This is a genomic window from Amycolatopsis sp. NPDC000009 (assembly GCF_055563465.1).
Genome location: NZ_JBVHDI010000010.1, coordinates 232,333 through 247,000, shown reverse-complemented (window position 1 = coordinate 247,000; position 14,668 = coordinate 232,333). Strand labels below are relative to the sequence as shown.

Below are 14,668 nucleotides of genomic sequence, written 5' to 3'. Positions count from 1 at the left end.
CCTCCTGCACCATCATTATCGCCGAGCGCGCCGGATAACAGCTCCACAAGAGCCCCCGGCGCGCAACCTCTCGCACCCATGCGGGAGGTTTTTTTGTTGCCTGAACACGTTTTGCCCCACCACGAGGAGATTCCCGTGACCCGCAAGGAGCCCGCCGATACGCCGCTCGGCGACGCCTTCCACCTGTACGACACGACGTTGCGCGACGGCGCGCAGCGCGAGGGGATCTCCTACTCCGTCACGGACAAGCTGGCGGTGGCGAGGCTGCTCGACGATCTCGGGGTCGGGTTCATCGAAGGCGGATGGCCGGGTGCGCTGCCCAAGGACACGGAATTCTTCGCCCGCGCGGCTTCGGGCGAACTGAAACTGCGCCACGCCGCGCTCGTCGCCTTCGGCGCGACGCGGAAGGCGGGCGCCAAGGCCGAGCAGGACCAGCAGGTGCGGGCCCTGCTCGATTCCCAGGCGCCGGTGGTCACCCTGGTGGCCAAATCGGATCTGCGGCACATCGAACGCGCGCTGCGGGTCGACGTCGACGAGGCGTGCGAGATGGTGCGCGACACCGTCGCGTTCCTCGTCGGCGAAGGACGCCGCGTCTTCCTTGACGCGGAACACTTTTTCGACGGCTACGCGTTCTCCCCGGACACCGCGCTGAAGGTGCTCGACGCGGGAATGAACGCCGGCGCCGACGTCGCCGTGCTGTGCGACACCAACGGCGGCCAGCTGCCGCTTGGGCTCGCGGAAACCGTCCGCGAGGTCAAGGAAAGGACCGGATTCCGGCTCGGAATCCATTGCCAGGACGACACTTCCTGCGCGGTGGCGAATTCCGTCGCCGCCGTGCAGGCCGGCGTGACGCACGTCCAGTGCACCGCCAATGGTTACGGCGAACGGGCGGGTAACGCCGATCTGTTCGCCGTGACGGGAAATCTGGTGACCAAGCTCGGTATGGAGGTGCTCCCGACCGGAGGCGCCGCCGAGCTCACCCGGGTCTCCCATGCCCTTGCCGAAATCGCGAACATCGCCCCCTACACCCACCAGGCTTACGTAGGGGCGTCGGCCTTCGCCCACAAGGCGGGACTGCACGCGAGCGCGATCAAGGTGGATCCGTTGCTGTACAACCACATCGATCCAGCTTCCGTCGGCAATGACATGCGGGTACTGGTCACCGAGATGGCCGGCAGGGCCAGCCTGGAGCTCAAGGGACGTGAGCTCGGGGTCGACCTTGCCGGCCAGCCCGAGGCGCTGACGAGCGCCGTCCGGAAGGTGAAGCGCCTCGAATCCGAAGGCTGGTCCTTCGAGGCCGCGGACGCTTCACTGGAACTGCTGCTGCGGCGAGAGGTCGACGGCCCGCAGAGCGACGTCCTCGACGAACCGCCGTTCGAACTCGAGTCGTACCGGGTCGTGCTGGACCACCGGTCCGACGGCGAGGTCGTGTCCGAGGCGACGGTGAAGGTGCACGTCGCCGGGCAGCGCGTGCTCGCGACCGCCGAGGGCAACGGCCCGGTGCACGCGCTCGACGCCGCCCTGCGCGAGGCGCTCAGCCCGCATCTGTCCTGGTTGGACAGTGTGGAGCTGGCCGACTACAAGGTGCGGATCCTGCCCGGCCATCCGGGCACCGACGCCGTCACCCGCGTACTCGTCGAGACCAGCGACGGCGAGCGCGAGTGGACCACCGTCGGCGTGCACGGCAACATCGTCGAGGCGAGCTGGCTGGCGCTGTGCGACGCGCTCGTGCACAAGTCCCTCAGGGAGGGCCCGGCGTGAGGAGTCGTACAGTGGGGGAGTGCGTCTAGCCCGAATTGCTCATCCCGGTGGTGTCGCGTTCGCTTCGATCGAAGGGGACGGCGACGACGCCCAGGTACTGGAAATCGCCGAGCACCCCTTCGGCAACCCCAACTTCACCGGCAAGCGCTGGCCGCTCGCCGACGTCCGGCTGCTCGCGCCGATCCTGCCGTCGAAGGTGATCGCGGTCGGCCGGAACTACGCCAAGCACGCGGCCGAGTTCGGCAACGAGGTCCCGCAGGACCCGATGCTGTTCATCAAGCCGTCGACCACGGTGATCGGGCCGAACGTGCCGATCCGCCGTCCGCGCGGCGTCGGCCGCGTCGACTTCGAGGGCGAACTGGCGATCGTCATCGGCCAGCCGGTCAAGAACGTGCCCGCCGCCCGCGCGGCGAGCGCGATCCTCGGCTACACCGTGGCGAACGACGTCAGCGCGCGTGATCTGCAGAAGTCCGACGGCCAGTGGGGCCGGGCGAAGGGGTTCGACACCTTCTGCCCGCTGGGCCCGTGGATCGAGACCTCGCTCGACGCGGCCGACCTCGCGCTCAAGTCCGAGGTGGACGGTGCCCTGAAACAGGACGGCCGGACGTCGGACCTGGTGCACAAGATCCCCGAGCTGGTCGAGTTCGTGTCCGGCGTGATGACCCTGCTGCCCGGCGACGTCATCCTGACCGGCACGCCCGAAGGCGTCGGCCCGATCGAGGACGGCCAGTCGGTCTCGATCACCATCGAAGGCATCGGCACGCTGACCAACCCGGTCCAGGACGTCTAGCGCGCTATGAACGGGCCGGTCCTTTCGCGAGGACCGGCCCGTTCACGGCGTTCGGGACCGATCAGCTCCCGGCCGGCTCCATCGCCCGCCGCGCGAAGGCCGGGGCGTGCTCGGGCCGCAGCCCCAGGCCCAGCAGCCGCGCGGGAACGTAGGACAGCACGGGGAACCGGCCGAACAGCCTCACCATCACCGCCGGCGGACCGTTGCGCCTGCCCTCCATGACCGGCTTCATGACGTTCTTGTGCAGCATCCGCTGCAGCCCCTGCACCAGCATCGTCGGCGCGAGACGGCGCTTGCGGACCTTCGCCAGATCCGCCACCGACGGCCTGCCCCGGCGCAGCGGCTCGGCGAGCAGGGTGGCGGCCGCGACCGCGTCCTGCACCGCGAGGTTGATGCCGACCCCGCCGACCGGCGACATCGCGTGCGCCGCGTCACCGATGCACAGCAGCCCGTCGACATGCCACTTCCGAAGCAGATTCATCTTGACGTCGAGGAATTTGACGTCGTCGGTCGTCTTCAGCTCGTCGACCCGGTCGGCCAGGTCCGGCAGGATCGCGGCCACGTTCTCCCGGAACGCCTCGATGCCGTTTTCGCGCAGATCCTGGCCCTTGGGGCTGAGATAGGCGACCTGGAAGTAGCCCTTGCGTGGCAGCGGCACGGCGAAGCGGCGATCCCGCATCTTCGGGGTGAGCATGCCCTCGCGTTCGCCGTCCCGCCGCGAGATCCGGAACCACCACGCGTCGAACGGGATGGGGTAGTCCTTCGTCATCAGCCCGGCCTCGCGGCGGGCCAGTGACCAGCGCCCGTCGGCGGCGATCACCAGGTCGGCGCGTAGTTCGCCGGTCTTCCCGTCGGCGGCGCGGTAGCGGACCCCGCTCACCCGGCCCTGTTCGAAGATCAGCCCGGTCATCTCCGTGCTCTGCCGCAGCGTGAACGTGGGCTCCTTCGCGCCGGCGTCGGCGAGCAGGTCCAGGAAATCCCACTGCGGGACCATCGCGATGTACGGGTGCGCCACCTTCAGCCGGGTCAGGTCGGCCAGGCGCATCATCGTGCCGTCCTCGGCCGGGAAACCGGCGTAGGAGATCTCGCTGTGCGGCAGGTTCAGGAACTTCTCCCCGAGGCCCAGTTCGTCGAGCAACGTCAACGTCGACGGGTGCACGGTGTCGCCGCGGAAATCCCTCAGGAAGTCCTTGTGCTTCTCCAGCACCGTGACCTCGACCCCGGCCCTGGCCAGCAGCAATCCGGCGACCATGCCCGCGGGGCCACCGCCGACGACCACGCAGTTCGTGCGTTCGTTCATCCGTCCCACCCCTTCGAAACCCTTATTCATCACTTGTTGAATAAGCTCAGCATGCACCTGCCCCGCCGGTGCGTCAAGCGCCATCCGGGCGGATACGCCGTTCGGGTTATGACCGGGGTCTCACCGGTCCGTGTGCCGGGCTGATCGTCCAAAAAGGACGAAAAACGGAGCGGGAAAAGTCCTGGAAGGACGGCGATCGCGGAAATGCCCTTGTGGACGGTCCGCGACTCGAAGCCGGGTAAGGATTTCGTTGTCGTCACAGGGTGTGCGCGCCGCGAATCGGACCGGGGGCGACGGGTTCGCATTTCACCCGGCCGCCCGCGTTAGCCGTTGTCCGGTAACTAAAACACGTCGTCTCACCAACTGGGAGTAGAGTGCCCGCGCCGGAACAGACCAGCCTTAATCACCTCATCGGCAGAGTCGCGATCGCGCTGAGTGCCCTAGCCTCACTTGGTGGATTTCGCTCTCGTGCCCCGGACCCCGTCACGAACCACGCCGGTCGCTCCGGAGGGAGCGCCGTGGGAGCCGCCTGAGTTGCGGTTGGTGTGCCTGGACATCGATGACACGTTGATCGACTGCACGGCGGCGATCCGGCTCAGCCTGAGCGCGCTCACCGGCCAGAACGACCTTTGGCCGCTGTGGGATCTGATCACCGAAGAGCATGTCGCGCTGGTGGTGGCGGGCGAAATCGATTACGCGACCATGCATCACAAGCGTACTGAATGTTTCCTGGCGGAGATCGGCATTTTGGCCGACGAAGACCAGGTCAAGGGCTTCGAAAGACGTCGCCGTGAAATTCTCACCCGTTCGTGGCAATTGTTCGAAGATGTCCTCCCCTGTCTGGAATGGTTGAGAGCCGCGGGCGTCCTCGTCGCCGCCGTCACGAACGCCTCCGGCGCGCATCAGCGCAAGAAGATCGCCGACCTCGGGCTCGCCCGGTTCTTCGACCACGTCGCCATCGCCGGTGAACTCGGAGTAGCCAAACCGGATCCGGCGATGTTCCACTCGGTCTGCCTCGGCCTCGGCTGCGACCCGGCCCAGGCGGTCCACGTCGGCGACAAACTCGACACCGACGCCATCGGCGCCCGCGACGCCGGCCTTGGCGCCGTCTGGCTCGACCGGGACGGCATCGCCGAGCGCGCCCCGGCGGGCGTGCACACCATCTCCGGCCTCGACGAGCTGCCTGAGCTGCTCGTTTCCGAGTTCGCGAAGCTCGGCGTCCCTGCTCAGCGCGCTACGGAGACCCCCGCTTTCACGGTGCGGAACAGCGTGCTCTAGTATTCTTTCTCGTGCGGCACCGAGCCGGTCAAGATCGGAACGGTACCTCACTGGGGTATGGTGTAATTGGCAGCACGACTGGTTCTGGTCCAGTTAGTCTAGGTTCGAGTCCTGGTACCCCAGCTGGAGAACTCTCCGGAGTGGAACACAGAGTGACCCCCCTGCGAAGGCGGGAAACCCGGTCTGGTAAGTTTCTCCGCAGCAACACAGCAGGTGAACAACTGAAAATCTCCTTCTGAAGGAGAAAGTTCCTAGCCCCCGTCGTCTAGCGGCCTAGGACGCCGGCCTCTCACGCCGGTAGCGTGGGTTCGAATCCCATCGGGGGTACGTACAGCTTCCACCCAAAAAGTCTCGACCGTAGCGGTCGGGACTTTTTGTATTTCGGTGGAGGTCATCGCGTCGTTGATCCTTTCTGCGGTGACGGCTGTCTCCGGTACCTGATCGACCGGAAGCTTTATGGTAATCGTCACTTGGTCACCAGTGCCATGGACCTTCACGGTGAGCTGGGTGATTTCGAAGAGTTGACGAAGCAGCGCCTGAGGTGCCTTGGCCAGATTGAGCTGGAGATGCGGGAGCCCTTCGAGGCGGTCCAGGTCTGACGAGGTGGGCTTCGCCGGCTGCTTCTCGTCCTCGGCGTCGAGATGCGCGATCGCGGCCAGCGCCGCGGACTTGTCGTCCTCCAGCTTGTTGTAGTTCTGGCGAAGTGCCTTGGCGAACGGATCGTCCGGGGCACCGTCCTGTGCTTGCCGAAGAACCGAATCCTGCCGTCTGGCCACATCGGCCAGTTGACGTTGAAGGCGCTCGCGTTCCGCTCGGCGCTCCTGAGCTGCGCTGTCGTCCACAGTGGCCAGATCGGCTTCGATGATGCCTCGCCGCTCCGGGCCGAAGAGGCGATCGGCATAGAAAGCTGAAACGGCTTCAAGAAGCTCGTCCTCGCGGAGCCGGATCGCCGCTGGAAGCCCGGCATGGGTTGTGTTTCGTGTCACCGGCCATGCGCCGTCCGCAGCTGTGGACGACCATACCGCGGAAGAGGTAGGTGCGCTCGGCGCTGGGGTTGCTGTTCGGTTGATCGTCCGCGCGGGACCCGCCGTCGATGCTCGAGACTTCGCCAAGCCGCTGGGCGAGACCGGCTACGTGATCGCCACCGTCAGCTGTGAGATCAGATTCGGCGACCTCATGATCCCGGGTTCTCGACTCGCGGCCGCGGAGTTCCGGTCACCGATCGATCGCTACGGAGCCCGCCGATGATCCGCTTGCGTGATGAACGCGGCTCTGTTTCGGTGTGGTTGGTCGGGCTGAGCCTCGCCCTGATCATCGCGATCGGGTGGGCGGTCGACGGCAGTCGTAAAGCCCAAGCCCATTCGGAGGCGACCTCGGTCGCCGAAGAGGCCGCGCGCGCAGCGGGACAGGCGTTGCGCACGCAGGCTCTCGCCTCGGGTCAAATCGCAGGCGTCAACCCGCAGCAAGCCGTCGCCGAAGCGGAGCGTTACCTCGCGGCGACAGGCATGGCCGGAACCGTTGTCGTGCAGGGTAACCGGATTGTCGTCGACACCGCGGTCACCAGGAGCACGATCTTCCTCGGCATCATCGGAGTTTCGGAGTTCTCCGTGCGCGGCCATGGTGTCGCTGATCTGGTTTCCGACGGATAGGAGCCCTGTTATGCGAAGGTTCCTGCGGCTCATCCTCGGCGTCCTGGGACTGGTTGTGCTCATCGTCGGGCCGCCGCTCCTCCTGTGGACGTTCAAGTCGGCGTTCGTGCCGGACCACGTGCCGGATTTCCGCGAAGTCATCGGCTGGATCACCGACCGAGACTCCGGGCAGGTGTTCCTCCTCGTGGTGGCGGCCGCCGGCCTGGTCGCCTGGTTGCAGCTCGTTGTCGCTGTCGTGCTCGAATGCGTCGCGCTTGCGCGTGGCGTGGCGGCGCCGCGGCTGCGTGGATTCCGCTGGGCGCAACGACTAGTGGCGGGTGTCCTCTTCGGGTTGGTAGTCGGTACGACGGTTGCCGAGGCCTCGCAACCTGCCGTCCCGGCTTCCATCGCCGCCCCGCAGGTCGCAAGGCAAAGTAGCCATCAGCCCCCGGTTCAGGCAGAGCCTTCGCCCTCAGGTGGTTACAGAGTCGTTCCCGGTGACTCGCTGATGAGCATCGCGGCTGAGCAGCTCGGCGACGAGAGCCGCTATCAGGAGATCTTCGATCTGAACCAGGGCCGGCGTCAGGCAGATGGAGAGGTGCTCCGAAGCGTCGATTTGATCAAGCCGGGTTGGCATCTTGCGCTGCCTGTCGAACCGCACTGTATCGAGGTCGTCGTCAGGGAGGGGGACACGCTGACGCAGATCGCTCAGACGCGCCTCGGCTCGGCTGCCCGGTACGTCGAGATCTTCGAGCTCAACCGAGATCGCCCGCTGCCTGGAGGCCGGATCCTCGACGACCCGGATCGGATTCATCCCGGCGATGTCCTTCGACTTCCGGGAGCGGCCACGCCTGCACACGGCGGAGGAGCAGCGGCTGGGGCCTCGGCTCCTGCTCCGGTCGCTTCACCTGGCTGTGAGCCCGAGCCTGAGCCTGCGCCACCAGCTGCCCGGCCGCAAGAACCGAATTCACCTGTGCCGGAGCGAGTGCCGGCACCAATCCCTGACCCGGCGCCCGCAGAGGTCGCTCCCGCCGTTGACGACAGCGTGATACCCCTGGTCGCCGTTGGGCTTGGAGGGCTGCTTGCCTCCGGCATCCTGGCGACCGTCGCTCGGCGCAGGATGCTTGCGCAACGACGTCGTCGGCCTGGGCAGCGAATTCGCCGCCTGCCGTCCACGGATCTGGAGACGGCACTCAGGAAGGCCGAGGAACCTGCCACTGCTGAGGCTCTTGACGTTCTGTTGCGCAGTCTGGCCCATCGTGCCGGAGAAGAGGGCACCTCACTGCCGACGGTCCGGTCCGCAGTGGTAGGTGGCCGAGGTGTCGTCCTGTATCCGCAGGGACGCAGCGAACCCTTCGCCGAGTCACTGGACGCCGAGGAGCTGGATGGAGTTCCCGCACCGTATCCGGCTCTCGTCACGGTCGGCCACGACCCTCGCCGTGACCTTGTCATGGCCAATCTCACCGAGATCGGCACGATCACGCTCGACGGAACCATGGAGGAAGTCGAGCCTGTCCTGTTGGCCATGGATTGGGAACTGGCAACGTCAGCTTGGACTGAGTCCGTGCCGGTGACTTTGGTCGGCTTTGGTCGATCAACTGCTGCGCAAAACCATGATCGATTCCGCCACTTCACATCGGTGGGCGAGTTGTCCGCGGCGGACCCGGTCCCGGCGGGTGTCATCCTGTCTGCTGAACCTTTCGACGTGGAGCAGCCTGAGTGCCTTGCCGCTGTGATCGCTTCCGGCTCGTCGGTGTCGGATGGCTGGAGGCTGGACGTATCCGGGAAGTCCACGTCGATCGACGAACTCGGCATCGAGGTCGAGCCCCAGCGTCTGACGGTCGATCAGGCGGAAAAACTCATCGCGACGCTCGCTGCCGAGGCCAACGCCGAGCAGGTACCTGCGGATGAGTTCCCGGCCGTTCCCTTCGTACCGCCGTCGGCAACGGGACCCGAGCTGAGACTGCTCGGTCCGGTCGGGCTGCACAACGTCGACCCGATGAACGTCGAGGGCAAGAAGATCAACCGGCTCACCGAACTCGCCGCGTTCCTGTTGCTTCACCCCGGCGCGACCGCCGACGAAATCTCCCGGCAGCTCGGAACGGACACGCGTCCGTGGTCCGCGGCGACGCGGCAGGGCTACATCTCCCGGTTGCGGACCTGGCTCGGCCACGACGGAGAACGGGGACCTCTACCTGCCGAACGTCGAGGCCAACGGAGGCGGCTACCGCCTGTCGAAGTCGATGAACAGCGATTGGCATCGGTTCCGGCAACTCGCCGGCTCCGGGCCGAACCGTGACGCGTCGGATCGGCGGGCTCGACTTGAAGCCGCATTGGAACTCGTCACCGGCATGCCCTTCAGCAATATCGGGCCGGGCCGATACGCCTGGAACTCGTGGCATCAGCGGGAAATGATCGACGCCATCATCGACGTCGCCCACTCGCTGGCTGAAATCTGCCAACAGGCCGGTGACCTGCCAGCGGCACGTCGCGCGATCTTGCGCGGTCTCCTCGCCGAACCCGTCAGCGAACTCCTCTACCGAGACCTTCTCCGCGTGGAGCACCGGGCCGGAAACCTCGTCGCGGTGAAAGCCACCGCCGAGAAGTTGGCTGACCTCGCGGCCGCACTCGATGTCGACCTCGACGAGGAAACCGCCGCGCTCGTGGGCACCCTGGTGGGCCCTGGTGAAGGCAGACTCACCAGGGATTTACGTTGCACTCACCCGAATACGTCGCGATAGGCATGGTCTTGCCTTCCCTCGAAGGCGAGAAACCTTTAGGAGAGAACATGTCTGTCGCAACAAAGATTCTGCCCATTGGCTTCGCTTTTGCGGCTGTCTTGGGAGTCAGTGAGGCCCAGGCTGCGGCCTCGCCGCGCGAGGAGCTCTATCAGTGCATCGTCCAGGACAACGTGCCGCTGTGGTACCACGGCGTAATTCTCCGGTTCGTCAACAAAGGGCAGGGACTGTACGACATACTCGACTTCGGTGGCCAGAGGATCTGGGGAACACTCTGGGGCGGTGGCATGTCGTACCAGATCGACCGGTGGAACGTCGGCTGGTGCTAGGAAGCGACGTTACGGGGGCTAGCTCCTGTGGCGGACGCCCGCTGGCCTTGTCGTGGCGAGCCGGGAGGCCATTTCAAGCGGGACGCGGACATGGGAAGGACCGCGGGTGCGCCAACCGCAGCGACAGGCGGCGACGAACTGACGGGTCATCATCAGTGCGCGGCGGGTGGCACAAGGGAAATGGCAGATCCGCTGAGACCTTCGACGCGCGGGTGGGGGTGGGCGGGTCACCATGTGACGGGGAGTGCGGTCAGGCCGCCGGTGAGGACGTCTCGTCGGATTTTCAGGTCTCCGACGGGTACGGCAAGGCGCATGGCCGGGAATCGTGGGATCAGCTGGCAGAACACGGCTTGGAGTTCCATGCGGGCCAGGGGGGCGCCGATGCAGTAGCGGACGCCGTGCCCGAAGGTCAGGTGCGCCGTGGCGTTGCGGGTGATGTCGACGTGGTCGGGTTCGGTGAAGACGGCGGGATCGTGGTTGGCGGCGCCGGTGTCGAGCAGTACGAGGTCGCCCGCGCGGATGCTGATGCCGTGGATCTCGAAGTCCGTTCGCGCGTAGCGAGGGATTCCGCCGCCGTTTTTCCCTGGTGCTCGGAGGAGTTCTTCGATCGCGTTCGGGAGGAGGCCGGGATTGTCGAGTAGGGCGTTCCATTGGCCGGGGGTGGTGAGCAGGAGCAGTGCGCTCAGGCCGATCTGGACCACGGTGGTCTCGTGACCGGCGAACAGCAGCGCCATCGACAGCATGGCGGCCTCTTCGTCGGAGACTCCGTCGGTCGCGCACAGCCGGGAGATCACGTCGTCTCCGGGTGTCTTCCGTTTGGCGGTGACGAGGCGCATGCCGTAGCCGAACAGTTCGCCCAGTCCTTGCTCGGATCGCGCCCGGTCTCGGATGTCGGCGGCTGCTTCGGACCAGGCGCGGAACTGGTCACGGTCCTCGTAGGGGACGCCGAGCAGGTCGCAGATCACCAGGATCGGCAGCGGTAAGGCCAGCGCGGTGTGCAGGTCGGCGGGGTGCGGGCGGCTGCTCAGGTCGTCGAGCAGTTGTGTGGTGAGTGCGTCGATGCGTGGTCTGAGCGCGCGCAGGTGTTTGGGGGAGAAGTGCGGTTGCAGCAGGGTGCGCATCCGGGCGTGGTCGGTGTGCTCGGTGTCGAAGGCGCCCTGCGGGCCACCGAACAGCGCCGACTCGCCGGTCCGCGCCGCGCTCTCGGGTTCCCGGTGGGATCGGCCCAGCCGGTCGTCGGTGAGCAGGCGTCGCACTTGCGCGTGGTCGGTGACCAGCCAGGCGTCGTCGCCGACGGCCGTGCGGATCCGGTGGATCGGTCCCTGGGCCTGCAAGGCGCGCAACTGGGGCGCGACCCCCAGCAGGTCCGGTTGGTCGAAAGGCAGCTGGGCTGGAGCGCTCACGATGAACCCCTTTGTGAACTCGTAGTTGTATATGTTGCTGTTAACAACCGTACTTGTATACTCTGGTGTTGACAAGTGGAGGTGTGATGGTGGCTGAACCGAAGACCGTCCGGCGCATGCCGCGCGCCGAACGGCGCGAGCAGATCCTGGACGCGGCGACCCGGGCGTTCGCGCGCAGCGGTTACGCCGCCACGGGTCTGGACGACGTGGCAGCCGAAGCGGGAATCACGCGTGTGCTGCTGTACCGGCATTTCGACTCGAAGAGCGACATGTATCGGGCCGTGCTCGACCGGGCGTGCGCTCGGCTCGGCGCCACGGTGGGGTCCGGGGACTACGACGAGGGCAGCCTGCCCGCGCTGCTGCGCAGCGCCGCAGACGATCCGGACGGTTTCCGGCTGCTGTTCCGCCACGCGGTGCGGGAACCTGAGTTCCGCGATGTGGTGGACGGCATCCGGTCCGGCTCCGCCGAGGTCACCCGCAAGGAGCTCGCCGCCGCGATCCCGGACGGCCCGTGGCTGGACTGGGCGGTCCAGGTGGTCCCCGCGGTCACGCTCGAGGCGGTGATCGCCTGGCTCGACGCGGGACAGCCGGATCCGGATCAGGCCGCGGGCCGCATCGCCCGGATCGTGCACACCATCGTCGACGTGGCCGGGGCTGTTGACCGGCCGGAGGGATCAACGGCATGAGTGACGAACACGGCACTGAACGACTTCGCGAGGCGTGGGATCGCTACGCGGGACGCTATGACCGGGATATCGGCGTGATGGAACGACTGCAGTTCGCCGGCGGCCGGGAGTGGGTGTGCGGTCAGGCGAGTGGCGACGTGCTGGAGGTCGCGGTCGGTACCGGGCTCAATTTCGCGCACTATCCGGCCGGGGTGTGGCTGACCGGTGTCGACCTGAGCCCCGGCATGCTGGAGATCGCCGGGGGTTCGTGCGCGTGAGGTCGGACTCGATGTCGATCTGCGGGAGGGCGACGCGCAAGCCCTGCCGTGTCCGGAGGGGTCCTTCGACACGGTGGTCTGCACGCTGGGGTTGTGCGGTGTCCCGGACGAGCGCGTCGCGGTCGCCGAGATGCACCGTGTCCTGCGCCCTGCCGGAACACTGTTACTGCTCGACCACGTCGGAAGCCAGCACAGGGTGCTCAGGTTCGGGCAGCGGCTGCTGGAGAAGTTCACCGTCCGGATGATCGGTGACTACCAGACCCGTCGTCCGTTGCCGCTGCTCGCTCCGGCTGGTTTCGAGGTGACGCGCAGCGAGCGGCGTAAGTTCGGCACGGTCGAGCGGGTCGCGGCGGTCAAACGCCGCGGCCCGGCCAGCTGACCGTCACCAGAACGCGGCCGGACGAGCCCAGATCCGGCGGCAGCGCGGGATCCACGCCGAGTTCGCGCACCGCGACGGCCACCTCGGACTCGGCGTCGGCGGGCAAACAGAGCCGCCTACGGGTGACGTCGACCAGTTCGGCGAAGGTGGCGTACTCCGCCTCCGGGAGGCGCCGCCACTGGGCGACCGCGGGTTCGATACCCAGTTCGCCGAGGACGGCGAGGAAGTCGTCGGCGGTGGGTCCGGTGGGGCGGTCGATGCCGTGGAAGTGCCGCCACAGCGGGTTCAGCTCGGTGAGCGGGTGTGCCGCGGCGACTTCGACGATCACTCGTCGCCGGGCGTGTGTGGTCAGCGCGTGCACGAAGGGAGCGAGGTCGGCGACGTTGTAGACGACGTTGCCGCACACCACGACGTCGGCGACCGGGGTCTCGTCGGCGAGGTCCGGCCATCGTCCGGAAAGGACGGTCGCGGGCAGGCCGAGATCGGCCGCCCGTGCGGCGAACCCGGCCAGCAGGTCGTCGTCCGCGTCGACCGCCGTCAATTCCCGGACCGGGCACCGGCTCAGGAGGGGCAGGCTCGTCGCCCCGGCGGCGGCGCCGACGTCGAGCACCGAGCCGGGTTCGGCCAGGGCCGCGCGGGCGGCGCTGTGTGTGGCGCCGGTCGGCGCGGCGATCTGGGTGTCGGCGCGCCGCTGGAACACCTGGCGGGGCAGGACCCACGGTGATTCCGGTGCTGCCGCGAGGATGCCGGGCGGGATGGCCCAGGAGGCGAGCGCGTCCGCCCATCGGTGCAGTGCGGTCACTCGGCCGTTCCTTTCCGATTTTCCTTGGCGGGGAGGAAGAACACGATGGTGAGGGCCAGAACGCCGCCGCTGACGGCCAGGAAGCCGAAGCTGGTCGCGGCGGTGACGATTCCGGAGGCCAGTCCGCCGGTGGCTCCGGCGATCGCGATCGAGACGTCGACCAGGCCCTGTGTCTTGGCGCGGGAGGCGAGGGGAACGGTGTCGGTGATGATCGTGGTGCCCGCGACGAGCCCGAAGTTCCAGCCCAGGCCGAGCAGCGCCAGCGCGAGCGCGAGTAGGGGGACCGACTCGGCGGGTGCGACGGCGGCGAGTATTCCGGCGGTCAGGAGCGTGACACCGGAGGACGCCGCGATCGCCATCGTCCCGAACCGGTCCACGAGCATTCCCGTGACCGGCGACGGCAGGTACATGGCGGCGACGTGGATCGCGATGACGAGCCCGGAGGCGGCGGTGCCGTGGCCGTGGTGCTGCATGTGAACCGGCGTCATCGTCATGATCGCCACCATGACGAGCTGGGTGAGCACCATGACCACCGCGCCGAATCTGACGCTGCCCGAACGCCTCGCCCCTGATCCCGGCCTCGCGGTGGCGGGTTGGGCTGGTCCTGAACCGGCGAGCTCGCGGGCGAGCAGCAGCGGATCGGGGCGGAGCCAGATCGCCAGGACCAGCGCGGCGGTCCCGTAAGCGGTCCCGGCCAGCAGGAACGGTCCGGCCAGATGCGGGATACCGAGCCCGTCGGCGAGCGCGCCCATCGGGGAGGCGAGGTTGGGCCCCACGACACCGCCGAGAGTGGTCGCGACGAGCACGGTGGACAGCGCCCGGCCTCGGCGGGCGGGGGTGGCCAGGTCGGCCCCGGCGTAGCGGGCCTGGAGATTCGTCGCCGTCCCGGCGCCGTAGACGACCAGTGCCGTGAACAGCAGGACGGGGGAGTCGAAGACGGCGGCGAGGACGACACCGGCGCTGCCCAGTGCCCCGGTCAGATATCCGGCGGCCAGTCCGGGACGACGGCCCCGGTACTGCGACAGGCGGCCGACTGCGACTGCGGCGACCGCGGAACCGGCGGTGTAGAGAGCGCTGGGTAGTCCGGCGAGGCCGGTTGTGCCGAGCATGTCCTGCGCCAGCAGGGCGCCGACGGTGATCCCGGCGGCCAGGCCGGCGCCGCTGAGGATCTGGGAGAGGAACAGGACGGTGAGGACACGCCGCTGCGACGGATTGTCCTGTGTGGACAGAGGAGTGAGGGGAGTGCCAGTGGTCATGAAGGATCTTTCAGCGAGTGGTCCGCCCGCCTCAGCCGAGACGGGCACCGGCGGATCTCGG

General features: G+C 67.5%; 15 protein-coding genes and 2 tRNA genes. 13 read left to right on the top strand and 4 right to left on the bottom strand.

The features are described 5' to 3' along the window. Positions 1–135: 135 nt before the first annotated feature. Together cimA and ACZ3HL_RS26075 are read left to right on the top strand one after the other, a co-directional pair. Positions 136–1,761: a citramalate synthase gene (cimA, locus tag ACZ3HL_RS26080; protein ID WP_465413970.1), complete on the top strand. Its 1,626-nt coding sequence runs from the start codon at positions 136–138 to the stop codon at positions 1,759–1,761. Positions 1,762–1,780: 19 nt separating this feature from the next. Continuing rightward, complete coding sequence (locus ACZ3HL_RS26075; RefSeq protein WP_465534357.1) at positions 1,781–2,551, top strand: fumarylacetoacetate hydrolase family protein; 771 nt, start codon at positions 1,781–1,783, stop codon at positions 2,549–2,551. Positions 2,552–2,612: 61 nt separating this feature from the next. Here the strand turns inward: ACZ3HL_RS26075 and ACZ3HL_RS26070 are convergent, their stop codons facing one another. Next, a complete protein-coding gene (locus tag ACZ3HL_RS26070; RefSeq protein ID WP_465534355.1) occupies positions 2,613–3,851 on the bottom strand; it encodes an FAD-dependent oxidoreductase in 1,239 nt (412 codons plus the stop codon). Positions 3,852–4,394: 543 nt separating this feature from the next. Here ACZ3HL_RS26070 and ACZ3HL_RS26065 point away from each other — a divergent pair. The 8 genes from ACZ3HL_RS26065 (at position 4,395) to ACZ3HL_RS26030 (ending at position 9,824) form a co-directional block, all read left to right on the top strand. After that, complete coding sequence (locus tag ACZ3HL_RS26065) at positions 4,395–5,129, top strand: HAD family hydrolase (RefSeq protein WP_192744081.1); 735 nt, start codon at positions 4,395–4,397, stop codon at positions 5,127–5,129. Between the two features lie 51 nt (positions 5,130–5,180). Next, a tRNA-Gln gene (locus tag ACZ3HL_RS26060) sits at positions 5,181–5,252 on the top strand. A 131-nt stretch (positions 5,253–5,383) separates the two neighbouring features. After that, a tRNA-Glu gene (locus ACZ3HL_RS26055) sits at positions 5,384–5,456 on the top strand. A gap of 314 nt (positions 5,457–5,770) precedes the next feature. Beyond that, entirely contained in the window at positions 5,771–6,040 is a 270-nt protein-coding gene (locus ACZ3HL_RS26050; protein ID WP_465534353.1) for a hypothetical protein, read from the top strand. A gap of 333 nt (positions 6,041–6,373) precedes the next feature. Further along, the gene (locus tag ACZ3HL_RS26045; protein ID WP_465534351.1) at positions 6,374–6,778 is read left to right on the top strand and encodes a pilus assembly protein TadG-related protein; all 405 of its coding nucleotides are present in this window, start codon (positions 6,374–6,376) and stop codon (positions 6,776–6,778) included. A gap of 10 nt (positions 6,779–6,788) precedes the next feature. Then, positions 6,789–9,056, top strand: coding sequence for a LysM peptidoglycan-binding domain-containing protein (locus tag ACZ3HL_RS26040; RefSeq protein ID WP_465534349.1), 2,268 nt, complete (start codon positions 6,789–6,791; stop codon positions 9,054–9,056). A 34-nt stretch (positions 9,057–9,090) separates the two neighbouring features. Next, on the top strand, positions 9,091–9,498 hold the full coding sequence (locus ACZ3HL_RS26035) for a bacterial transcriptional activator domain-containing protein (RefSeq protein WP_465534347.1): 408 nt from the start codon (positions 9,091–9,093) through the stop codon (positions 9,496–9,498). A 47-nt stretch (positions 9,499–9,545) separates the two neighbouring features. Then, entirely contained in the window at positions 9,546–9,824 is a 279-nt protein-coding gene (locus ACZ3HL_RS26030; RefSeq protein ID WP_465534345.1) for a hypothetical protein, read from the top strand. Positions 9,825–10,051: 227 nt separating this feature from the next. Here ACZ3HL_RS26030 and ACZ3HL_RS26025 read toward each other — a convergent pair whose 3' ends face one another. Continuing rightward, on the bottom strand, positions 10,052–11,227 hold the full coding sequence (locus tag ACZ3HL_RS26025) for a cytochrome P450 (protein ID WP_465534343.1): 1,176 nt from the start codon (positions 11,225–11,227) through the stop codon (positions 10,052–10,054). Positions 11,228–11,313: 86 nt separating this feature from the next. Here ACZ3HL_RS26025 and ACZ3HL_RS26020 point away from each other — a divergent pair, with 86 nt between their 5' ends. Genes ACZ3HL_RS26020 through ACZ3HL_RS26010 form a run of 3 tightly spaced genes read left to right on the top strand, consistent with a single transcriptional unit; the run spans position 11,314 to position 12,549 of the window. Next, entirely contained in the window at positions 11,314–11,913 is a 600-nt protein-coding gene (locus ACZ3HL_RS26020) for a TetR/AcrR family transcriptional regulator (RefSeq protein WP_465534341.1), read from the top strand. After that, on the top strand, positions 11,910–12,170 hold the full coding sequence (locus tag ACZ3HL_RS26015; RefSeq protein WP_465534339.1) for a class I SAM-dependent methyltransferase: 261 nt from the start codon (positions 11,910–11,912) through the stop codon (positions 12,168–12,170). The genes ACZ3HL_RS26020 and ACZ3HL_RS26015 overlap by 4 nt, the downstream gene beginning before the upstream one ends. A gap of 19 nt (positions 12,171–12,189) precedes the next feature. Beyond that, the gene (locus tag ACZ3HL_RS26010; protein WP_465534438.1) at positions 12,190–12,549 is read left to right on the top strand and encodes a class I SAM-dependent methyltransferase; all 360 of its coding nucleotides are present in this window, start codon (positions 12,190–12,192) and stop codon (positions 12,547–12,549) included. On the opposite strand, the gene ACZ3HL_RS26005 is transcribed toward ACZ3HL_RS26010, so the two are convergent. Together ACZ3HL_RS26005 and ACZ3HL_RS26000 are read right to left on the bottom strand one after the other, a co-directional pair. Then, entirely contained in the window at positions 12,524–13,351 is an 828-nt protein-coding gene (locus tag ACZ3HL_RS26005) for a class I SAM-dependent methyltransferase (protein WP_465534337.1), read from the bottom strand. The genes ACZ3HL_RS26010 and ACZ3HL_RS26005 overlap by 26 nt on opposite strands. Further along, entirely contained in the window at positions 13,348–14,607 is a 1,260-nt protein-coding gene (locus tag ACZ3HL_RS26000; protein ID WP_465534335.1) for an MFS transporter, read from the bottom strand. The genes ACZ3HL_RS26005 and ACZ3HL_RS26000 overlap by 4 nt, the downstream gene beginning before the upstream one ends. Between the last annotated feature and the right edge of the window lie 61 nt (positions 14,608–14,668).